We start from the raw sequence: 21,916 nt of genomic DNA on the forward strand, positions 1-21,916 counted from the left end.
ATCGTGTGCTTAACCGAAGTACTCTACAAAGTTGTTTTCAGTTTCGTAAATTTTAACGCAATGCAGTATCGCACCACCTTGTTGAATATGGGGCAGTAATTGATCCCAAACTGCAATTACCAGGTTTTCTGTTGAAGCCAGTTTGTCTTTCATGAAATCTACATCCAGATTGAGATTTCTGTGGTCAAGTTTGTCAATAATATGCTCATTGATAATTTCTTTCATCCATTTCAGGTCAACTAAAAAACCCGTTTCAGGGTTTATTTCTCCCTTTACAGTAACAAATAGCTGATAATTATGACCATGCCAGTTAGGATTGGCACATTTGCCAAAAACCTCCAGGTTATGATCATCAGACCAGTCCGGTCTTGCTAATTTATGTGCGGCGTTGAAAGATTCTTTGCGGGTTATATAAATCATATTTCAGTAATTGACCGCAAATATACGAAGACTATCTAAAAACAAGCAAGGTATGTTCTGGCTCAGCCGTTTTACCGCGGTGTTTTGTAACTTCGTTAAATGAAGATACTGGTAGTAGCAGCGACAAGAGCCGAATTAGCCGGATGTTGTACAGCTTTTGAGCTGGCCGAAGGAAATTTTATAGAAACCCCTCATTTCGACCTTTTAATTACTGGTGTAGGAATGACTGCCACCGCATTTGCACTGGGACAGCATTTATCCGCAGCTGCGCGTTATAAATTAGTGCTTAATTTAGGAATCGCAGGCTGTTTTGACCGTACTATCCCCCTGGGCAGCCTGGTTAATATTGTGCGTGATGAGTTTTCAGAATTGGGTGCGGAAAATAAGGATGAGTTTCTGACGATTGAAGACCTCGGTTTTGGAAAAAGCAATTATACAATGGAAGATATCCCTTCTTCTGTTAATTTATCCGGCCTGCAACTCAATTTACCAGAAGTAAATGGCATTACAGTTAACAAAGTACATGGCAATAAGACAAGTATCCAGGCTTTAACCAGCCGCCTTAACCCCGTTACTGAAAGCATGGAAGGTGCAGCTGTATTTTATTGCTGTACACACCTGAATATCCCTTGTATTCAAGTCCGCAGTATTTCTAACTATGTAGAAGAAAGGAACCGGGACAGCTGGAAGATAGGCCTTGCTATTAAAAACCTGAACGATTGGGCAATTGAATTTTTGACAAACAGTTAACCAAGCAGCTACAGGAACTCCTTACATTTACCACATGAAACTTTCACTCGGCTTTTCTCCTTGTCCAAACGATACTTTTATTTTTGACGCATTGATCCATCATAAAATTGATACAGAGGGCCTGGAGTTTGAAGTATTCTTTGATGATGTGGAAACCTTAAATCAAAAAGCATTACGTTCAGAACTGGATATCACCAAACTGAGTTTTCATGCTTTTGCCCATGTGGTAGAAAAATATGCGCTGCTGGATGCCGGAAGTGCATTAGGCTTCGGAGTTGGCCCATTACTTATCTGCAAGAATGAAGATTTAATTGGCAGTGCGCGTTTAACTCAAAAAGATTCTACATTAAGTGTCGCTATTCCCGGTGAACTGACTACTGCAAATTTCCTGTTGGGTATTGCTTTTCCCAACTTGCTCAATAAACAGGTAATGGTTTTCTCAGAAATCCAGGACGCGTTATTAAATCATAGTATTGACCTTGGCCTGATTATTCATGAGAACCGTTTTACTTATACAGACAAAGGATTACATAAAATAGTTGACCTGGGTAGTTACTGGGAAGAACTGACAGGCTGTGCAATCCCGCTCGGAGGCATTGTAATTAACCGTAAGCTTGATCATGAAGTACAACTGAAGGTAAATCGCCTGATCCGCAAATCTGTAGAGTTCGCTTTCCAGAATCCAAAATCAGGAATTGACTTTATTTCCGCACATGCGCAGGAAATGGAAGAAGCAGTGATGTATAAACACATTGATTTATATGTCAACAAATACTCCATTGATTTAGGTACTGAAGGCAGAAAAGCGATAGATATCCTGTTCAAAATGGCTCAGGAAAAAGGGATTATCCCTGAGATTAATCAAAATCTTTACGTGACTAACTAAGCATCAGTCCGCTATTGATTGCAGGGGCCATCAGGAATTTCACGTGTAATTTTAATCAGTTTAGTCACCACTAAAGTAGAATCAAAATCTGCTGAGACCACCAGGCTGTCCGATTTAATGGCATGACATTCTGCCTCAATATAAACAGGTTCGTAAGGTTTCTCAAAATTGAACTTACTATAACCCAGCTCTAACGTTTTAGAGCTGTCAGCAACCCAGTATTCCCTGCCCTCTTCACAATCTGTAAAAGATTTGATTTCCGGGCCATAGCTATACAATCCCTTGATTATTCTGGTTTTACTTTTTTGAGTCTCTGTGCCGGTATGGTTACAAGCTGTAAAAGCAATAGAAAGGACGAATAATAATAAAAATGTATGTTTTAAGGAATTCATGTCAGAGATCTTGATTTAAGTGATTAATATTCTTCACGCTCAAATTAGATGACAAAGCTGATGCCATAAACGAGAAAATACTCACTGTGATGAATACTAATAAAAAATCTTTCCATTTAAGGCCAATCGGGTAAGCGTTACTCATCAGCAGGTTCTCCTGTGACATTTTGACTAACCCAAATTTCTGCTGCAATAAACAAAACACCAACCCAACAAAAAGGCCAAAGACACAACCTGCCAGGGTGATCATCATTCCTTCGAAAAGGAATATCTTTCTAATGAGCCCTTTTCCGGCTCCCAGGCTGCTTAATATCGCAATATCTTTCAGCTTATCAATAACCAGCATGGTCAGTGAGCCTATGATATTAAAAATGGCAATAATCAGGATAAATGTTAAAATGATATATACTGCCCACTTTTCGGTACTTAAAATATTATACAATGCTTTATTCTGCTCCACTCTATCTTTAACAACGTAGTTCTTGCCCAGCTGTTGTGCAATCTTAGCTTTAAAAACATCAGGGTCTACTCCTTTTTGCAGATTAAGCTCTATCGAAGAGACTTTTATTTCCTCGTTTAATAATTTTCTGGCGAAGCTTAAAGGTACAATAGCGATGTTATCAAAATCCTGCTGAACTTCAAAAATGCCTGATACCGGGATATACAAATCCATAAAATCATCGGCAGGATTAACAGAACTTGTTTTCAGTCCTTTTTTAGGAGAAAACACCTGCAACTGGGTAAAAGGGTCATTGGTATTGACCATTAAATAGTTTTGCAAAGCCGAACCGATCACCGCATTAGGGCCAGCCTCGGTTTTGAGGACAAACTTTCCCTGCACAGTAATACTATCCAGGCTTTTATTTTTAAGATAAGACGTACTTACCCCCTTGACCATCCCTACAGATTGCTTATCACGGTACCGCAGCAAAGCATTTTCAGAAAGTACTTCAGTAAAGGAATAGACTTCTTTTGCAGATTTCAGCTCCGTAAAAAAAACACTATGCGGATCAAAGGTCTTTCCTTCTGCGGGTGCAATGACCAGTTGCGGGGTAATGGTATTGAACATCTTCAGCACAACATCTTCAAATCCATTGAATACTGATAAAACAATAATCAATGCTGCACTGCCTACAAAAACCCCCAACACTGATATGGTAGAAATGATATTTATAGCATTGGTAGACTTTTTAGCAAAGAGATACCTGCGGGCAATATAAAGGGCTGTGTTCAAATGATGGTGGTTTGGTCAAATATACACGTACTTATTTTAAAAAAGGATTGTTTCGTTTTTCATAGCCTATTGTAGTCAGATGGCCATGTCCAGGAAATACTTCTACCTTGTCTGGCAGGATAAACAGCTTCTCCCTGATATTATCTATCAGTTGCTGATGGTTACCACCCGGCAAATCTGTCCGGCCAATTGAAGTATAGAATAAAACATCACCGCCTACAATAAACCCGTCCTCTTTTGCATAAAAACACAAGTGTGCCGGAGAATGACCAGGTGCGAAAATCAATTCCAGCTCGCTGTTTCCAAAAGTCACCGTTCCTGTTTCTTCTAAAAAGACTTCTGGCTCTGGTGAAAGTTCGTAGTTTAAGCCCATTTGTGGAGCATATCCTGGAACTGCCTGAAGAATATATAACTCTCCTTTATGAAATTGCGGCTTTAAACCCCAGGTATCGAAAACAAACTTATTGCCGAAAACATGATCCAGATGGCAATGCGTATTTAACAGCAAAACTGGTTTCAACTTGGTTTCTTTAATCCAGCTGGCCAGTATATTCTGCTCACTGCCATCGTACATACCCGGGTCAATAATTACGCACTCCCCTGTTTCATCATATAAAACATAGGTGTTTTCCTGGTATGGGTTAAATGTAAATTGCTTAAGAGTAATCATTGGAGTTTAAAATTAGTTTTTCCATCTGAAGGTATCAATCATCCGGTCGATATCCTTCTTTATAAAAGTCACAACGGGTGCAACCGAGTCATATTGCGGACGCTCATTAAAATATAAAGCTCCCCTGAAGTAATGTTTAGCACTATCTGTCAGAAAAAATTGCACAGAGGATGCTGTATTTCCTTCAATTGCATAGTAAATACCATAAACTTTCCGGTCTGGAAAGTTGATAAGTTTCTGATCTATGGCATTCGCCTTAACCGTATGTTTAAATGCCAATGTACGTGCATCCTCTACTAATCCTTCGTATTCCTTTTGAGAGGAAACACCATAATAAGTAAGGTGAAGACGTGCATTAAACTGTGTAAAGTGAACATTGCTCCAGCAGTCGCCTGCTCCACGCTCCTGATCAGCTTCTATTTTTGTATATTTTGGATAGTCGAACGTAAACGGACAACCGTCGTTGTAGGTCAGGTATTCTTTTTTAGGGAATTTAATCTGAAAGTAACCTCTTGGCTTAGGTGTATAAGTTTCATTACTGGTACACGCCGCACTCAGGCATAAAATAAAAAAGACGCTGTACAGTAAATATGATTTCATGCTTATTTTAGCCTAAGGGTTCCAGATAAACCAGGACCGTTCTGCCTGAAGCTGCAACATTTCAAATCCATTTTTAATCGCTGCTCCCTTTGCTTTGGCACGTTTCAGAAACTCAGTCTCTTCCGGGTTATAAACCAGATCGTAAGCCAGATGCTGATCAGTAAGCCACTGATAAGGAATAGCCGGTGCCGCCTCCACATTCGGGAAAGTACCCAGCGGAGTCGTATTGATAATGACCTGGTGCTTTTGCAGCAGGTCTTCGGTTAAATCACTATATAAAATCGCATTCGGAGCCACTGTACGCACTACAGAAAGATAAGTAATCTGCAATTGATCCAATACGTATTTCACTGCTTTTGCTGCCCCCCCATCACCAAGGATCAGCGCATGGGTATGGTGTTTCTTTAAATACGGCTTAAGAGACTCCTGGAAGCCATATGCATCTGTATTAAATCCTTTAAGCCAGGTTTGCCCGTCTTTATGCTGAATAGAGATACAGTTCACCGCACCTATGGTTTCTGCCGCCGGATCCAGCTCATTCAGGTAAGTCATTACCCCTACTTTATGAGGAATAGTAACATTCAGACCTGCAAGAGAATCATCTGCTGCAATCAAAGAGACTACAGCAGCTATATTTTCTATAGGAAAAAGCTCATATTGATGGTCAGCAATTCCTTCCTCCGCAAATTTCTCTGTAAAGAATTTCTTTGAAAATGAATGTGCGAGCGGATAGCCAATTAGTCCGAATGTTCTCATATATGCAACAATAGCAAACCGGTTATTTTGCTAAATTAAGGAAGTAATCAAATGTATCTCCTCTTAATCCCAAACGAATAGTTTCCAATGGAATAACTTCTGCCGGAGCAATATTACCTAAATTCACATTGGTACCAATCAGTTTGATAAACCAAACCTGCTGTTCTTTTTGAGGAGCTTCCCAGATAATAGTTTCAGCCGGTATCTGTGTCAGTATTTCATCTACTAATCCTTCACGTACTTCACCTGATCCTCTGTAGATGCCTACATTTCCACCTTCTCTGGCTTCAGCAATCACTTTCCATGAACCTGCTTCAATTTCAGCATTCATCAGCTTGATCCATTTATAAGGTGCAAATATTTTCGTAGCATCTTTAGAACCTACTTCTGAAATTACAGTAACGTGTTTAGCTAATTTATGGATGTATTCACATTTAAGATCATGTTCAATTTCAATAGAACCGTCAGAAACTTCTGCGTATTCCATACCAAACTGCTCCAGTACACGAATATAATCTTCAAATTGATTACGGATAATAAACGCCTCGAACAAAGTACCTCCAAAATAAGTCGGGATACCTGCACTGCGATATATATCTAGTTTTTCTTTCAATCTTGGGGTAACAAAGGATGTAGCCCAACCTAATTTTACGATGTCGGAATGGACACCTGCGACATCAATAAAATCTTCTGTCTGTCTCAAACTGAGGCCCTTGTCCATCACCATAGTTATGCCGCTCTGGCGTGGTTTTACTGGACGTTCGGGAATATTATTTAATGGGTAATTCATATCTGCTGTAAAGGTGAAAAAAATAAGGCTTATTTCATCACTATAAATTTGTTTTTCACTCAAAAAAGCTTATACCATTATCTGATATAAGCTTTTTAAGGTCATTAATTGCATAATAAAATTGCATCTTGTATGATCAGGTAACAACAATGTGGCTATTTAATATATCTGTTAATTACCTCAATAATTGAATTGTTGTCCTGTAACTGCGGCAGGTATTCAAACAAGATGTAATGTTTGTCCGGATCAGTCACTAAAGCTGTTTCCAGGTAAACCAATGCCTCTTTATGCTGTCCAAGCGCAAATAAGTACGCGACCTGCCTGTAATAAAGTTCTGCCGCATCGGGGTTATTCTTGATCCCGTCAGAAATAGTTTCTGAGGCTTCCAATAACCTTCCCTGCTCATAAAGAACAGTGGAAAAATCCAGCCATGCCTCTATATCAAGCGGGTTATATTCCAATACTTTATAATAAGCTTCGACAGATTGTTCTATTTGTCCCAGTTTGTAATAAGCATCAGCCATGGCAAACCAAAAGTCAGGATTTTCATCGTCCAGCTCTATCGCTTTCTTATAAAAGTGCAGCGATTCGAAATAGCGCTCCTCAAAATTCAGCGTTACCCCTATTCCAAACCAGGCATCTGCCAGCTTACTATCCATCTTCACAGACTTTTTATAGTAAGCGCGTGCTTCATCCATACGTTCCAGCTTTTCATAACATTCCCCTATTGCACAATAGGTATCTGCATTTGGCTGCTCATATTCCCAGGTTTGTTTATAAACTTCTATAGCCTCGGCATAACGGTCAAGTTGTACCAGTGCATTTCCTTTATTATAATAAGCTGAAGCAAAATTATCTTTAATCAGAATCGCATAATCGTAGGCATCGATCGCTTTTTCAAACAGATCAAGCTTATGATAAGAGTTTGCCAGGTTATACCATGCTGCATAAGAATAGGGATCGTTGTCGATATATTCCATATAAAACTGGATACTTTCTTCTTGTTTGTCTAAAATATCGTAGCAGAAAGCCAGTTCATATAAACCGTCTTTATTCTCCATATTTTGTTCCAGACTCTGCTTGATATACTTGATTGCACTTTCGTAATCCAGCATATTCTGATAAACATAAGCGATTTGAAGCAGTATTTCGTCTGTAGTTTCCGCGAAAGTCAATGCAATCTGAAAGTTATCCAATGCTTCGGCATAACGCTCCAGGCTATTGTATATATTTCCGCGAAGTACATAGATCTCTGATTCTGATGCTTCGAGCATTTCTGCTTTTTGCAAAGAGAAAAATGCCTTGTCTATCTGATCAGTAACAAAATAAAGCTGCGCTTGCTTAATTAAAAAAATTGCGGCATATGGATGCTGGTTTAGGGCATACTCTATCACCTGAAGTGCCTTTACGGGGTCACTCTTTTCTATATAGTAGTCAATGATGTTCTCAAAAGCCTGGGCATCAAAAAAATACTGATCCTGGTTCCTTATCATCTCTTCGTAACGCTCTACCGAACGCTGCGCATCATCACTAAAATCAAAGTAAAATTCCTCTTCCATTGTATGAATAATTAAAGAACAGCTCCCTTTTTTCCTAAAATACAGTATAAGTTTACAGTATTATATAGCATGCAACCGAAATAATTATCAACATCCAAACAACTGACATCGTAATTCGTTGATAGTATTAAATTTAGCGGTAAATAAGCCCCTGGCCTGGGTCAGCATTATTCATACGATTTACAGTTTTAGCTGTAATGAAACTTGCTTAAGCATGTCCATGTTATGAGTAAAAAAACTCATGCAGGTTTATATTGCTATTTGGGGTTTTTCCTGAATTGATACAAAGTAACGCAACTTAATTTTAATCTGCGTAAAATTCAAGTCAAGAAATTAACAGTATTTTTTTTGTTGATTTGTATAAATCAATACCAATAAACTATGCAAACCAATATCAACTCAGTTTTAAAAAATTTAGGTATACAGGAGTCAAATCCAGCATATAGTACCGGAAGTGTATGGGGAGGAGTAGCAAGCACTGGAACTATCGATAGCTATTCGCCGGTAGATGGCAAAAAGATCGCTACAGTACAGATGGCCAGTCAGCAGGATTATGAAACGGTATTAACTCACGCACAGACCGCTGCTATTTACTGGCGCAATTTGCCGGCACCTAAACGGGGTGATATTGTACGCCAGCTTGGTGATGCTTTACGTAAGCATAAAGAAGATTTGGGCACACTTGTCTCTTATGAGATGGGAAAAAGTTTGCAGGAAGGATTTGGTGAAGTACAGGAAATGATTGATATCTGTGATTTTGCAATCGGACTTTCCCGTCAATTATATGGCTTAACTATGCACTCAGAACGGCCAAATCACCGCATGTATGAGCAATGGCACCCGCTTGGAATTGTAGGCATAATATCTGCTTTTAACTTTCCTGTAGCTGTTTGGAGCTGGAATACAGCACTGGCTTTAGTATGTGGTAATGTTTGTGTGTGGAAACCTTCTTCTAAAACACCGTTATGCGCTGTAGCTTGTCAGCACATACTGGCGAGAGTACTTCAGGATAATAAAATGCCCGAAGGAATCAGTTCTCTGCTGATCGGTAATGCCGTTGGGGATCTGATCAATAATGATAAAAGAATTCCACTGGTTTCCTTTACAGGTTCTACCCGTATTGGAAGAAAAGTTTCTGCTGCTGTAGCTACAAGGTTCGGAAAAAGCATTTTAGAATTGGGTGGTAACAATGCGATTATCATTTCTAAAGATGCAGACCTGGATATGTCTATCATCGGCGCAGTATTTGGCGCTGTGGGTACTGCTGGTCAGCGTTGTACTTCGACCAGACGTTTGATCATCCATGAAGAGATTTATGAGGATTTCAAAAATAAACTGGTAAAGGCTTATGGTCAGCTTAGAATCGGAGATCCTTTAGATCAGCATAACCATGTTGGCCCACTGATTGACAAAGATGCGGTTGATCAATATAATAAAGCTATTGAGAAAGGAAAAACTGAAGGCGCTCAATTTGTGGTTGAAGGTGGTACACTAACGGGTGAACATTATAATTCTGGTTGTTATGTTAAACCTTGTGTAGCTGAAGTCAAAAACCACTATGAAATTGTACAGGAAGAAACCTTCGCGCCAATCTTATACCTGATTAAATATAAAACACTGGAAGAAGCAATTGCGCTTCAAAACGATGTTCCACAAGGACTATCCTCTGCGATTATGACCTTGAACCTGAGAGAAGCTGAGCTTTTCCTTTCTTGTTCGGGATCAGATTGCGGTATTGCCAACGTAAATATTGGTACTTCGGGAGCGGAAATCGGCGGTGCTTTTGGTGGAGAGAAAGAAACCGGGGGTGGTAGAGAAAGTGGGTCTGATGCCTGGAAAGGATACATGCGCAGACAAACGAATACAATCAACTACGCGGATACTTTACCGCTTGCCCAAGGCATCAAGTTTGATTTATAAATAAACAACATGCAGGTTTTTCCATTTAAAAGACCTGCATGTCGCTGATTAATTATAAACCGTAACTAATTTGGTTGCAAAAATAGTGATCAAACCATCCGCAGTTGTACCGATCAGATAAATGAAACGGGTCCCTGTAGAACCAGAAGCAAAATCAGCACCAGTGAAAGTAATGGAGGTAGTTCCGTTTATTGGTGTATCTACAGGAAATTGAATACTTGGATTTCCACCGATACTCCATATCGCATCAGTCGGAAAGTTATTGTCTAAACCAGAAATCGAATAGGTATAGGTTCCGCCACTTAAATAAACTGTTGATGGCCCCTGAATGTTATTCCGGGGATTATTTTTCGCCGGAGCCGTATTTATTGTCTGATGATCTTCATGCGCATTCGCGTTGAAAGTACTAAAGCCCAGTGCAAGAGCTAAACTTAAAATCAAGGTTCTTTTCATTTCTCTTTAATTTAATCAGGATGGTCAAAAGGTTAATTAACACAATTTAATTAAAAATATTAATTAAAGACAAATTCAATAAACTAAAAAAGCATAAGACATTTCCCTGCTGTAATCTTGTTTACAGTAAAAACATCTTATGCTGATCAGGTCAGGTAATTAGCAGGACTATCTTTTTGAAGCTCCCTCGTTTATTCTTTTAGCGTGATGAACAGTATCATTCATCGCCAGTCTTGTTCCTGCTGGTAAGTTTTCAGTTTTAGCAGCAGCCAGTTTGTCCACTTTCAAGTTTCCAATACCAGTATTTTTTATGGTATGACTATCTGTTGCGCCTAATAATTCCAGATTTGCTTCACCTTTCAGATCAGTGTATAAGCTTTCTGTTTTAGCTTTGATACGTGCCTTAGCATGATCACTCATAATTACTTGCAGCGCAGACAGATTAACTGTTCCAACAGTATTTACATCTGCGTGATCAGTGGCAGTGATCCTGTATAGATCTTTCACATAAACAGTCACGACTACGGGCGTTGCTTCTGATGAATTAATACTCAGCGTATTTCCAATTTGTTTAACCGATACCTTATCCATGTTGTCATCACCTATAGATACCCAATCACGATTACTTTGCACAATAAACACTTTCGTATTGCCATTGACAACGACTCTTTTAATATCCATATTTTCGGATACTTTTTCTTTTGCTGTTACTTTTTCTGTAGCGAAAGCAGTAACTACTGTAGTTGATAAAACGATGGCAGTTAATGCCGATGCTACTAATGTTTTGAATGAAGTTTTCATATCTTTATATTTAAGGTTTTCTAATGGTCTGTTTCTAAACAGTTTGTAATTAAGACGCAGACATTTACAATACGTTGCAAAGTTTCTTGTCTTTTATACCATAGCCCTGTCAAACCCGACGAACGCCCTTAATTTTCCGACAAACCCCACCTGCTCATCAAGCCCTTTAAGTAAAAATTTTTCAATCAAAGCTCCTTATCTATGTTTTTTTTTGAATAATCGCCCGAAAAATCAATTTTCTATTTGACCACGATTCAAATTTGATGTATGTTTAAAGCTTTACTAGCTTAAAGACTCCTCTTTTTTTAATCATTTGCCTCATGTTACGCGTAGATAGTTCTAAACCCTGCAAAATCGTATATTCACTGTGCAAGCATGAGTATTTAGGCTATTTAATTGAACCGCATATTGTTCAACTTAATCCTCAGGGTGATTTTTCTTTAACCTATCAGCGTCTATTCAGCCATACTGCTCAGGAATTTGCCAAACATCTAACAGATTCTGATCTCAAAATCATTAAGATGCTTGATGAAACAGAGCAGGATCATGTGATTAAGAAATATCATAAAAAAGCAATCAGGCCTTTTGAATTTTTCAGTAAATTCTATGATGATAAGTTCTATGAAAACGCGAGGCCTAAAATTGAGAAGAAATTAGCTGAAGTCCTGGAAATCCTTAAAATTAAAGATGAGTTATACCTCATGGATAAAGATGGATGGCCGGCAGAGCGTAAAATAGAGCTGGCTACTGAGCCCGCTACGATCTTGTTTCACTTTAGAAGAAGTGAGGTAGAAACGCGGTACTTCCCAACTATCAAATACCAGTCATTGCGAATAGATTTTATGTTTAAAGAAGCGCAGATTGTTAGTAATCAACCTGCATGGCTCTTATTAAACGATGTGCTTTATTTCTTTGAACAGGATATCGAAGGTAAAAAGCTGTTCCCTTTTCTGAATAAGCGTTATATCACGATCCCTACAGCCAAAGAAGAGACTTATTTTGAGAAATTCGTAGCTCCTTTAATAGAGAAATATCACGTTTATGCAGAAGGGTTTGATATCCAGACAGAAAAACATGAACCTACAGCAATCCTGAAAGTAATTTATATAGAGGGCGGTATTTCACAACTTCAGCTTTATTTCAAATATGGTGCGCATGTTTTTGCACTTGGAAATGAGAAAAAAGTAACCGTTCATGTTGAAAAGCAGGAGAACAATTATGTATTTACCCGTGTCAAAAGGGATACAGTATGGGAAAAACATAAATATACCGAGTTAACAAAACTGGGTCTTAAAAAAACAAGTGCACTCTTTTATAACCTGGAACTCGCAGCAACTGATACTGAAGATAAATCGTATGGCATTCTGAACTGGGTTAACGAACATATCGAACAGTTAGCAGCTAAAGGTTATAGTATTGAGCAGTCAACAGGTCAGAAAAAGTTCCTGTTCGCATCGAGTAAAATCGACTTTGAAATTAAAGAAGATAACGACTGGTTTGATATTAATGCGATTGTATATTTCGGGATACATCCTGTCCCTTTTATTTCCCTTAAACAGCATATTCTACATAAAAAGAGAGAATTCCCACTTCCCGATGGCACTATAGCGATCATACCGGAAAAATGGTTCTCTCAATACGGAAGTTTATTCAGCCTCTCTGACGGAGGAAAAATGCTGAAGCTTAAAAAGCATCATATTGGCCTGATCAACGATCTGGCTGGTGATGGGATTGCCAACGTAACTTTGCAGCGCAAGCTTCAGAAGCTGAATGATTTTGAGAACATTGATGATGTTCAGATGCCTGTTCATTTTAAAGGTGAATTAAGAAGTTATCAGAAAGCAGGTTATAACTGGTTCAGCTTTTTAAGAGAATATAACTTTGGTGGTTGTTTAGCAGATGACATGGGACTGGGTAAAACCATCCAGACACTGGCGATGCTGCAAAAATTAAAAGAGGAAGACGAGCTGAACCATACACACAGCACTTCTCTGATCATTATGCCTACTTCGTTAATTTATAACTGGCTGGCTGAAGCAAAGAAATTCACTCCAAAACTGAAAATCCTTGCACATACTGGCAGTACGCGAAATAAGGACGTCAGTCATTTTATAAAATATGATATCGTGATTACCACTTATGGAATCACCAGAGTTGATGTCAACGAGATACAGGATTTTTATTTCAATTATATTATTCTTGATGAGAGTCAGAATATCAAAAACCCTTCTTCAAAGTCATTCAAATCTGTCAGACAGTTAAAGTCAAGACACCGCTTGATTCTAAGCGGTACGCCTGTTGAAAATTCAGTGGGAGACCTTTGGACGCAGCTTACTTTCCTGAATCCAGGATTATTGGGTACACAAGCCTTTTTCAATGAGGAGTATGTTCAAGCTATTGAAAAGAGAAAGGATGAAGATAAGGCAAAGAAATTACAGGCCATTATCAAACCTTTTGTACTCAGACGTACCAAAGAACAGGTTGCAGAAGAGCTGCCGGCAAAAACTGAACAGATTATTTATTGTGATATGAGCGAAGATCAGGCTTCTTATTACGAAAAAACAAAGTCTGCTTACCGGAATGACTTGCTGAGTAGCATGGATGATGGTACTTATGCTAAAAAACAAGTGCAACTCCTGCAAGGTTTAACTGCTTTGCGTCAGCTGGCCAATCATCCGAGTATGATTGACGATGAATATTTATCGGATTCGGGTAAATTTGAGAACGTAATCCATACGCTCGACAACGTACTTAAAGGCGGCCATAAGGTTCTGATCTTCTCACAGTTTGTAAAGCACCTGAGTATTTTCAAACATCATTTTGAAAAAGAGCTAATTCCATTTGCCTATCTGGATGGTTCTACAAAAAACCGCGGGGAGATTGTTGCTGAATTTCAGGAGAACAAAGATCTTAAGGTCTTTTTGATTTCGATTAAGGCTGGCGGGGTTGGTTTAAACCTTACTCAGGCAGATTACGTCTTTATTTTAGACCCGTGGTGGAATCCTGCCGTTGAACAGCAGGCCATTGACAGATCGCACCGTATCGGTCAGGAAAAGAAGGTCTTTATCTATAAATTTATTGCGAAGGATACTGTCGAGGAAAAAATACTTGCCCTTCAAAACCGCAAGAAGCGCCTGGCAAGTTCATTGATTACTACAGAAGAAAGTTTCTTCAAATCTTTGAGTAAAGAGGATATCAGAGAGATCTTAAAATAGGCTTTACAAGCCAGAAAGGTTGAGGTGTAAATTAAAAGTTTGCCTGTAGAATTTCGGTATAAGCTTCGCGGGTAATCATTTCAGCACCTAAGCTCATTAAATGGTCATTAGGCACCTGGCAGTCAATCAGCCTGTAATCCCCTTGCTGACAAAGCCAGATCAAGGCCGTTTTAGAAGCATTACTTCTTAAGCTGAACATGCTTTCTCCAACAAATACACCATTGATTGTTAAACCATATAAACCTCCGGCCAGTTCTCCCTCATACCAGACTTCTACACTGTGTGCCCAACCGTGCTGATGCAGGTTGATATAAGCCTGCTGCATCGCATTGGTGATCCAGGTACCATCCTGCTCTTTTCTGGGTGTTTGTGCACAGCAAAGAATCACGTCCTCAAAAACCTGATCCACTGTCACTGTGAAAATACCGTCCGCAATTACCTTCCGCATACTTTTACTCACCTTAACTTGCTCAGGGAAGATCACACAGCGTTCGGGAGGAGCAAACCAGCAAATCGGATCTCCTTCGCTAAACCACGGAAAGATACCGTTCTGGTAAGCAAGTACCAGCCTGTCTTTACTCAGATCTCCTCCAATAGCCAGCAATCCGTCTTCCTCTGCTAAGGAGGGGTTAGGAAAAACCAATTCTTCTTCAGGTAACTGAAATATCATAGAGACAAAAATATAAAATTTTAAACCTAAACGTTTTATAACTGTCATAACCTTTGAAAATAGCCTGCCCTCATGGATAGAAAAGATAATTTCTCTAACATCAAGCACCTTTATAACAGAGCCGGTTTCGGCATAGCCTACCCTGATTTGTTGCAATTGAGCAAAAGAAAAATAAGCAAGGCGATCAATGGCTTGTTTGTCAGCCCGGCTCCGGGAACTGACCTGACCACGGTTACTCCTGATGAATTTAAACAACAGCAACTTATTTTATCCGGTTTAAATGGCAAAAAAGAATTAACCCCCGAAGAAAAGCAGCAGCGTGAAGACATTACCAAAGCAAGGAATGAAAAAAGCCGCGATCTTAATTTGAATTGGGTACAAAGGATGATCTCCACAGAAAACCCTTTATTGGAGAAGATGACACTGTTTTGGCATGGCCATTTTGCTTGCCGCGCCAATAATCCGTTCTACGCACAACAACTCAACAATATTCAAAGAAACAATGCACTGGGCAGTTTTAAGACATTGCTGATGGAAGTTTCGAAATCCCCGGCTATGCTCGATTATCTGAATAATCAGCAGAATAAAAAGGGTCATCCCAATGAGAATTTCTCCAGAGAACTCATGGAGTTATTCACTTTAAGCAGGGGGAATTACACAGAAACCGATATCAAGGAAGCGGCAAGATCGTTTACCGGATGGGCTTACAATAAGGATGGGGCATTTGAATTTAATCCCAGGACACACGATCCACAAGAAAAAACATTCTTTGGACAGACAGGAAATTTTGATGGAGAAGCAATCATTGACCATATATTGGCTAAACCAGAAACTTCAGTCTTCATTTGCCGTAAGCTCTATGTCTTCTTTGTCAATGACACACCTAATGAGGCCCATGTCAAAGAACTCGCGACTTATTTCTATAGCCAGCAATATAATATCACTGCATTGATGCAACGCATATTTAATGCAGAATGGTTTTATAGCAAAGAAAATATGGGCAACAAAATAAAATCTCCTGTAGAGTTTCTGGTCAATTTGAGCAGGGAATTTTACGTTACTTATAATAAACCCCAGATTTTAATTCAGTTACAAAGCAGTTTAGGCCAGTATTTATTTAATCCCCCTAATGTGGCAGGATGGCCGGGAGGTAAAAGCTGGATCGACAGCTCCTCTTTGATGCTCCGCCTCAAAATACCTTCGTTGGTTTTAAATGACGGAATCCTTGATTTTGACGGGAAGGCAGATCCTGAAGAAGAAGCTGTCATTGCCCTGAATAAAAAACAAAAGCCAAAGCCCGTTAAGTCTTATGTAAATGCACAAGCAGACTGGCCGAAGTTTTTATCCTGTTTTCCGAAGGATATGAAACAAACAGAAATGGCGGCCTATTTATTGGAGCCCACTGTAGGGAAAAAAATCAGTGACCTGGTTTCCAGTAATGTCAATCTAAAAAACACCGTCATTGCTGTAACCAGCATGCCGGAGTATCAATTATGCTAACCCGAATCACATGGAAAGAAGAGATTTTTTAAGAAAGGCAGCCTTTGCAGCAGCGGGTACAATGGTTGTTCCGGCTTTCATGAAACCATTTGAGGCCCTGGCATTAGATGAACTAAGCTTATACAAAAACCTGGTAGTCGTACAGCTGTCCGGAGGCAATGACGGCTTAAATACTGTAGTACCTTTTGGAAATGATATTTATTATCAAATGAGAAATGGGATAGCAATTAAGCCGGATGACGTTATCAAATTGAATGATATGCAGGGCCTGAATCCCAATCTGACCTGTTTAAAAGAGCTTTATGATCAGGGCTGGATGTCCATTATCAATGATGTCGGTTATCCCAATCCTGACCGGTCACATTTCCGTTCTATGGATATCTGGCAGACCGCAAGCGATGCGAACCAATACCTTTCTACAGGCTGGATAGGTCGTTATCTGGACTCCAATTGTCAAACTTGTAAATTTCCCTATACGGCTATCGAAGTCGATGACAGCCTTTCTTTAGCGATGAAAGGGTTAAGCAAAAAAGGAATCGCACTTAAAGACCCGGCTGCATTGTTCCGCAATACAAATGAACCATTTTTCAGAGAAATGATTCAGAGCGACAAGGATCATCTGGACGAAGAAAACTTAGGTTATCTCTATAAAACGATGATTGAGACCTCTTCTTCTGCTAATTATATCCAGAATACTTCTAAGATTTATAAACCCAATTATACTTATCCGAATTCAGGCTTTGCCAATCAGTTAAAAACTGTTTCTAAATTCATTTGTTCGGGCTTAAAAACCAGGGTTTATTATGTGTCCTTAAGCGGCTTTGATACCCATGTGAACCAACTTAATCAGCAAGGACGATTACTACAGCAATATGCAGAGGGGATGAATGCTTTTGTGAAAGATCTGCATCAGAACAATAAACTGGATGATACGCTGGTAATCACTTTTTCTGAATTTGGCAGACGGGTTGCTCAAAATGCAAGCAACGGGACTGATCATGGTACAGCAAATAATATGTTCTTATTTGGCGGCCGGCTAAAAAAACAGGGAATCTATAATGCGGCCCCTGATCTGGCAAACCTGGACAATGGAGATTTAAAATACCAGATAGACTTCAGAGAAGTTTATGGTACTATACTGGATAAATGGCTGGACGTCAACAACTCACAAGTACTCAACAAGCGATTTAATACGCTGGGATTTATTTAAACCTTAATCAGACCGATTTGAGCTGCATGTAACATCGCCTCTTTACTCTCTGTAAAAAGACAAGTATGGATGTTTTGTGCTGTTACTTTACTGAGTAATTCAAGCGTCGCAGCTTCTTTCTCTTTCCTGATGTTCCTGATATAGATAGCCTCTATATTCTTTGGATACTTTATAGCAATTGATGAATAAATGTCCGGATCTTGCTGCGAATTATCACCAAAAAGTATAAACTTCTGATTCGGAAAAGCGTCTATAATCCGCAAGACCCGTATTAGCTTACCTTCATGGCCTGTTTTTCCGGTTTTCAACAAATCTTTCCACCGCTTAATCTGGTTGAGCAAAAAAGTTCCTTCCGGCAAATTATTGAATCTGAAAGTACTGACCAGATAATCATATAGGTTCCATTCACTACTGGAAACATAGAAAAAAGGATTTGGATGTTCAGCATCGGTATGTGATAGTGCCAGTAAATTATATTGAGAACTCACGCCCGGGAAAGTTTTCCTGGTATGTGGATTTTTAATAAAAAGTTCTCTTAACCTTCTGCCTATAGTGGCAGAATGCGAAATCATAATCGTATCGTCTATATCAGATATGAATGCATATTGAGTAACATGAGGAACATAAACATCCCCGGTACTCCCCGCCAGCGCTTCCCCGTTATCGCCTAGTGCTTCTACTTTTACCTGGTGCCAGCCTGCACTCACATTTTCTTCAGCACTCCACTCAAACTTAAAAAAACCGTCGTATTCTGTAGTTTGAGTAACCGTCTGGGTGTAAAAACTAAGCCTGACTTTAACCCACGGATAGGGCTTTAAAATAAACATCCTGATCAGATAAAGGATATTTACAAAGAAATTATTGCTGTAGTTCTGGGTATTCTTCGCCTTAAATTTAAAGACATGTCCGTACACCACAAGGTTGTGTGTGTGACCATAGCCATGATATACTTTTACTGTGACAGAATTATTCATTATAAATCAAACAGAGCAGACGCATAGTTGTTTGTGCTATTGAACATTACTATACATTAATTTACCTATGAAATTATTATTTATTGTCAACCCAGGCTCGGGAAGTGATGATACAGACTTCAAAACGGTGATCACAGATTTTTTTAAGACACTGGAACATCAATTTGAAATCTATGAACTCACTACCAATTGCAGTCCTGATCAGGTTAAAGCAGCTATTGACCAGGCAAAAGCAACACGGGTGGTTGCAGTGGGTGGAGATGGGACTTTGAAACTGGTTTGTGAGTTATTAAAAGGAACGAAAACGCCAATTGGAATTATACCTGCCGGTTCAGCAAATGGCATGGCTAAAGAGTTGGGCGTACCATTAGACATCAATGAAGCGCTTGATTTAGCCATCAATGGCGAAACTAAAGAAATTCATGCTGTTGTTGTAAATGGAGAACTATGCATCCATTTATCTGACATTGGCTTTAATGCTTATATCGTTAAAAAGTTTGATGACCTGCCACAAAGAGGAATGTGGGGATATACCAAAGCTTTGTGGAAAGCATTGTGGAGCCATCATAAAATGGAAGTAGAATTTCAAATCGGGAAAGAAACTATCCGGTCTGAAGCTGCAATGGTGGTTATTGCGAATGCAACTATGTATGGAACTGGTGTTAAAATCAATCCGGACGGCAAACTGGATGATGATGTTTTTGAGGTTATCCTGGTCAAAAAATACTCTTTAATGGAAATCATTAAGATACGGTTCACCGATTTACCTTTTAATCCGGAAAAGATTGAATCCTTTCAAACGAAAGGGCTGCGTATTAAAGCTAAGCATAAGGCACATTTTCAGGTAGACGGAGAATATATAGGTAAAGTCAATACTGTAACAGCAGAACTATTGCCTGCGGCTATAACAGTCGTTTTTAAACCGATGTAAACCGTGAGGAGCTTATCTGAAATATTTACGGTGTACCTGTAAGCTGTAATATCCCCTGAAAAACTCAGCAATGATACAGATCCTGAACAGGATACCAAACCATTGTTCTCCCTGATGAAGCAGTTCCGGTAAAAAAGTAATAAACCCAATAGAAAACACCCATAATGCCAGCCGGAAAGGAAATTGCAGGTAATATGTTATAATTCCATATTTCCGGAACTGAAACAGGCCAGCAGCAGAAACAAACAGGGAGCAGAAGATCAGCAGGGTAAAAACAACCCTTCCTACAGCAAATGATTCGTGTGGGATTTCCTGATATTTAACTAAAACAGCCCAGATCTGAGGGCTTAGAGAAACGATGCTGATCAGATCCAGCAACGCGAATAATTTGAATAAAAGACGCATTTACTTACAATATTTTTCCAGTAGTTCATCAGCCAGAGCCGACCCCATATATTTGACAAACAGAAAGTCCTCGCAGGCTCCTTGCTTGTCTTTTTGTTTTAATTTCTTTTGCCCCTCTTCTATCTTTTTTTTCAGGTAAGCATCATCATAACCTAATTCCTGCTTCAAAGCGACTATTCTGCCTTCCTCAGCCTCTTTAAACGTTCCTGAAGCCTTATTCCGGTAGAAGTTAGTAATGACCTCAGTCAATCCTTCATTCGCCTGATAAGCTGCAATAGCTTTATTTTTTTCAGTAATGCCCGTCGTTGCACAATCTCCACCAGAAATGCTAAAGCTGACAGGAGCAATAATCACATAAGCTGTATCGTAACCTTCAGGTACCTGCCATTTTCCGCTACTCAACCTGATTAAACGTAAAGCCTCCTGATCAAGATCAATGCCCATTCCACTGCTCACCTTCGAGGTATAAACTTCCCCTGCCAGGTTAACTTTAAAACTGACCATAATCTTTCCCTCCAGACAATGTTGTAAGGAAAATCCGGGATAAATGATATTTGTTTGAATAAAAGCATCCAGACCGCCTTTAAGTACAGGTTGCGCCTGTACAGACAAACCGATAAAAAACAGGAATACAGCAAGAATCTTCTTCATTCCCTAATTTACGAAATTATTCGGCAGGAATATTAAAGGTGTGTTTAAGAATCAGCCCCGGGTCCGGGCAATTCTTCAGATAAACAGCTTTGTTCGAGAACTGACAAACGCCAGGATAATCGCCTTCTTTCCCCTGCATATCAAACATCAGTTGAAAATGAAGGTGAGGAGGCCAGTTTCCATTTTCCGCAGGAACCCCAAAAGAAGCAAATAAACTTCCGCCGGCAATAAACTGACCTGCCTGAAGCCCATCCAATGATTTCAGGCTTAAATGTCCGTAAAGCGCATATAAAGTCAGGTCATCCAATTGATATTTCAGGATAATCGTTGCCCCATAATCACCGAAATGATCATTGTTTTTGAAACTGTGCACCTGTGCATCAGAGAAATTATATACCGGAGTTCCCGCAGGCCCCCAGATATCTACTCCAAGATGTAATCTCCGTGGTTCTTCCAGCGTATCGAAATGAATACTTCTTGAATAAATTGTCCGGTGTTCATTGTATCCTCCGATACCATAACGTGAATGGGTATCTTCCAGCTTGTTTGTTACCCATGAAGAAAAAACTGACGTATCTGCAAGGATTTCGTCAGTAAGTTCCAGGTTAGCTGCTGTAAAATCAAAAGGGTATAACCGATCAGCAGAAGGATCGAAATCTACCACACTGCTGATCTGATTTTCAGGGTTTGATAACCACCCCTTAAGCTTTTCCAGAGATTCCATCAGAATTTAGTCTTCTGTTGTTTCTTCTTCTCCGCCTTGTTCTTTACGTTCTTTTGAAATCTTATCGAAGATCTTATCCATATGTTCTACATAGGTGTTGGTATCATCCAGAAAGAAAGTCAAACTTGGTACAACCCTCACCTGATGCCGAATACGCGCACCCAGTTTATACCTGATTTCTCCGGCATGAGAATTTACGGTTGCAATTGATAGTCCTGTATTATTTGTGCTTAAAAAGCTCAGGTAAACCTTGGCTACCGCTAAATCCGGAGACACGCGGACTTTTGTAATCGTAACTAATGTATTGGGTAAGTACTCTGCCCCTTCTCTTTGAAATAATGTCGCTAATTCCTCTTGCAGTACACCAGCAAATTTCTGTTGACGTTTACTTTCCATGATTTTTGT

General features: G+C 39.4%; 23 protein-coding genes. 7 read left to right on the top strand and 16 right to left on the bottom strand.

Annotated features, from left to right (window positions below; translation table 11 throughout):
- Nucleotides 1-9 precede the first annotated feature (9 nt).
- Nucleotides 10-420 (bottom strand): 6-carboxytetrahydropterin synthase, encoded by a 411-nt coding sequence (locus HDE70_RS19545; RefSeq protein ID WP_068405027.1) that lies wholly within the window; start codon nt 418-420, stop codon nt 10-12.
- Between the two features lie 99 nt (nt 421-519).
- On the opposite strand from HDE70_RS19545, the gene mqnB reads away from it, so the two are divergent.
- Both mqnB and HDE70_RS19555 read left to right on the top strand, forming a co-directional pair.
- The gene (gene mqnB / locus HDE70_RS19550; protein WP_183891620.1) at nt 520-1,170 is read left to right on the top strand and encodes a futalosine hydrolase; all 651 of its coding nucleotides are present in this window, start codon (nt 520-522) and stop codon (nt 1,168-1,170) included.
- Between the two features lie 34 nt (nt 1,171-1,204).
- Entirely contained in the window at nt 1,205-2,056 is an 852-nt protein-coding gene (locus tag HDE70_RS19555; RefSeq protein WP_183891621.1) for a menaquinone biosynthesis family protein, read from the top strand.
- Nucleotides 2,057-2,067: 11 nt separating this feature from the next.
- Here HDE70_RS19555 and HDE70_RS19560 read toward each other — a convergent pair whose 3' ends face one another.
- The 7 genes from HDE70_RS19560 to HDE70_RS19590 form a co-directional block, all read right to left on the bottom strand.
- On the bottom strand, nt 2,068-2,448 hold the full coding sequence (locus tag HDE70_RS19560; RefSeq protein WP_068405022.1) for a hypothetical protein: 381 nt from the start codon (nt 2,446-2,448) through the stop codon (nt 2,068-2,070).
- 1 nt (nt 2,449) lies between these two features.
- Nucleotides 2,450-3,682: an ABC transporter permease gene (locus HDE70_RS19565; RefSeq protein WP_183868414.1), complete on the bottom strand. Its 1,233-nt coding sequence runs from the start codon at nt 3,680-3,682 to the stop codon at nt 2,450-2,452.
- Nucleotides 3,683-3,713: 31 nt separating this feature from the next.
- Nucleotides 3,714-4,352, bottom strand: coding sequence for an MBL fold metallo-hydrolase (locus tag HDE70_RS19570; protein ID WP_183868415.1), 639 nt, complete (start codon nt 4,350-4,352; stop codon nt 3,714-3,716).
- Between the two features lie 12 nt (nt 4,353-4,364).
- Entirely contained in the window at nt 4,365-4,952 is a 588-nt protein-coding gene (locus HDE70_RS19575; protein ID WP_183868416.1) for a gliding motility lipoprotein GldD, read from the bottom strand.
- A gap of 12 nt (nt 4,953-4,964) precedes the next feature.
- On the bottom strand, nt 4,965-5,708 hold the full coding sequence (locus HDE70_RS19580; RefSeq protein ID WP_183868417.1) for a shikimate dehydrogenase family protein: 744 nt from the start codon (nt 5,706-5,708) through the stop codon (nt 4,965-4,967).
- 22 nt (nt 5,709-5,730) lie between these two features.
- Nucleotides 5,731-6,498, bottom strand: a complete 768-nt coding sequence (locus HDE70_RS19585) for a phosphosulfolactate synthase (RefSeq protein WP_183868418.1) — start codon at nt 6,496-6,498, stop codon at nt 5,731-5,733.
- 155 nt (nt 6,499-6,653) lie between these two features.
- Complete coding sequence (locus HDE70_RS19590; RefSeq protein ID WP_183868419.1) at nt 6,654-8,057, bottom strand: tetratricopeptide repeat protein; 1,404 nt, start codon at nt 8,055-8,057, stop codon at nt 6,654-6,656.
- Nucleotides 8,058-8,438: 381 nt separating this feature from the next.
- Between HDE70_RS19590 and HDE70_RS19595 the strand changes: the two genes are divergently transcribed.
- A complete protein-coding gene (locus HDE70_RS19595) occupies nt 8,439-9,977 on the top strand; it encodes an aldehyde dehydrogenase family protein (RefSeq protein WP_183891622.1) in 1,539 nt (512 codons plus the stop codon).
- Nucleotides 9,978-10,025: 48 nt separating this feature from the next.
- Here the strand turns inward: HDE70_RS19595 and HDE70_RS19600 are convergent, their stop codons facing one another.
- Both HDE70_RS19600 and HDE70_RS19605 read right to left on the bottom strand, forming a co-directional pair.
- Nucleotides 10,026-10,430, bottom strand: coding sequence for a hypothetical protein (locus HDE70_RS19600; RefSeq protein WP_183891623.1), 405 nt, complete (start codon nt 10,428-10,430; stop codon nt 10,026-10,028).
- Nucleotides 10,431-10,598: 168 nt separating this feature from the next.
- Nucleotides 10,599-11,231 carry a GIN domain-containing protein gene (locus HDE70_RS19605; protein ID WP_183891624.1) on the bottom strand — a complete coding sequence of 211 codons (633 nt, stop codon included), beginning with the start codon at nt 11,229-11,231 and terminating at the stop codon, nt 10,599-10,601.
- A gap of 320 nt (nt 11,232-11,551) precedes the next feature.
- Here HDE70_RS19605 and HDE70_RS19610 point away from each other — a divergent pair, with 320 nt between their 5' ends.
- Nucleotides 11,552-14,446 (top strand): DEAD/DEAH box helicase, encoded by a 2,895-nt coding sequence (locus HDE70_RS19610; RefSeq protein ID WP_183891625.1) that lies wholly within the window; start codon nt 11,552-11,554, stop codon nt 14,444-14,446.
- Between the two features lie 31 nt (nt 14,447-14,477).
- Here HDE70_RS19610 and aat read toward each other — a convergent pair whose 3' ends face one another.
- Entirely contained in the window at nt 14,478-15,116 is a 639-nt protein-coding gene (gene aat, locus HDE70_RS19615) for a leucyl/phenylalanyl-tRNA--protein transferase (RefSeq protein ID WP_183891626.1), read from the bottom strand.
- A gap of 72 nt (nt 15,117-15,188) precedes the next feature.
- Between aat and HDE70_RS19620 the strand changes: the two genes are divergently transcribed.
- Both HDE70_RS19620 and HDE70_RS19625 read left to right on the top strand, forming a co-directional pair.
- On the top strand, nt 15,189-16,616 hold the full coding sequence (locus HDE70_RS19620; protein WP_183891627.1) for a DUF1800 family protein: 1,428 nt from the start codon (nt 15,189-15,191) through the stop codon (nt 16,614-16,616).
- A 10-nt stretch (nt 16,617-16,626) separates the two neighbouring features.
- Entirely contained in the window at nt 16,627-17,826 is a 1,200-nt protein-coding gene (locus HDE70_RS19625; protein WP_183891628.1) for a DUF1501 domain-containing protein, read from the top strand.
- Here HDE70_RS19625 and HDE70_RS19630 read toward each other — a convergent pair.
- Nucleotides 17,823-18,800: an App1 family protein gene (locus HDE70_RS19630; protein ID WP_183891629.1), complete on the bottom strand. Its 978-nt coding sequence runs from the start codon at nt 18,798-18,800 to the stop codon at nt 17,823-17,825. The two genes, HDE70_RS19625 and HDE70_RS19630, sit on opposite strands and share 4 nt — an antisense overlap.
- A 67-nt stretch (nt 18,801-18,867) precedes the next feature.
- Here HDE70_RS19630 and HDE70_RS19635 point away from each other — a divergent pair, with 67 nt between their 5' ends.
- Complete coding sequence (locus HDE70_RS19635) at nt 18,868-19,731, top strand: diacylglycerol/lipid kinase family protein (protein WP_183868427.1); 864 nt, start codon at nt 18,868-18,870, stop codon at nt 19,729-19,731.
- A 12-nt stretch (nt 19,732-19,743) separates the two neighbouring features.
- Here the strand turns inward: HDE70_RS19635 and HDE70_RS19640 are convergent, their stop codons facing one another.
- Genes HDE70_RS19640 through rbfA form a run of 4 tightly spaced genes read right to left on the bottom strand, consistent with a single transcriptional unit; the run spans nt 19,744 to nt 21,907 of the window.
- On the bottom strand, nt 19,744-20,136 hold the full coding sequence (locus HDE70_RS19640) for a hypothetical protein (protein WP_183891630.1): 393 nt from the start codon (nt 20,134-20,136) through the stop codon (nt 19,744-19,746).
- A complete protein-coding gene (locus tag HDE70_RS19645; RefSeq protein ID WP_183891631.1) occupies nt 20,137-20,787 on the bottom strand; it encodes an energy transducer TonB in 651 nt (216 codons plus the stop codon).
- Nucleotides 20,788-20,803: 16 nt separating this feature from the next.
- Nucleotides 20,804-21,511, bottom strand: a complete 708-nt coding sequence (locus HDE70_RS19650; RefSeq protein WP_183891632.1) for a peptidoglycan DD-metalloendopeptidase family protein — start codon at nt 21,509-21,511, stop codon at nt 20,804-20,806.
- Between the two features lie 6 nt (nt 21,512-21,517).
- A complete protein-coding gene (gene rbfA, locus HDE70_RS19655; protein WP_183868431.1) occupies nt 21,518-21,907 on the bottom strand; it encodes a 30S ribosome-binding factor RbfA in 390 nt (129 codons plus the stop codon).
- Between the last annotated feature and the right edge of the window lie 9 nt (nt 21,908-21,916).

The organism is Pedobacter cryoconitis (genome assembly GCF_014200595.1).
Taxonomy (GTDB): domain Bacteria; phylum Bacteroidota; class Bacteroidia; order Sphingobacteriales; family Sphingobacteriaceae; genus Pedobacter; species Pedobacter cryoconitis_C.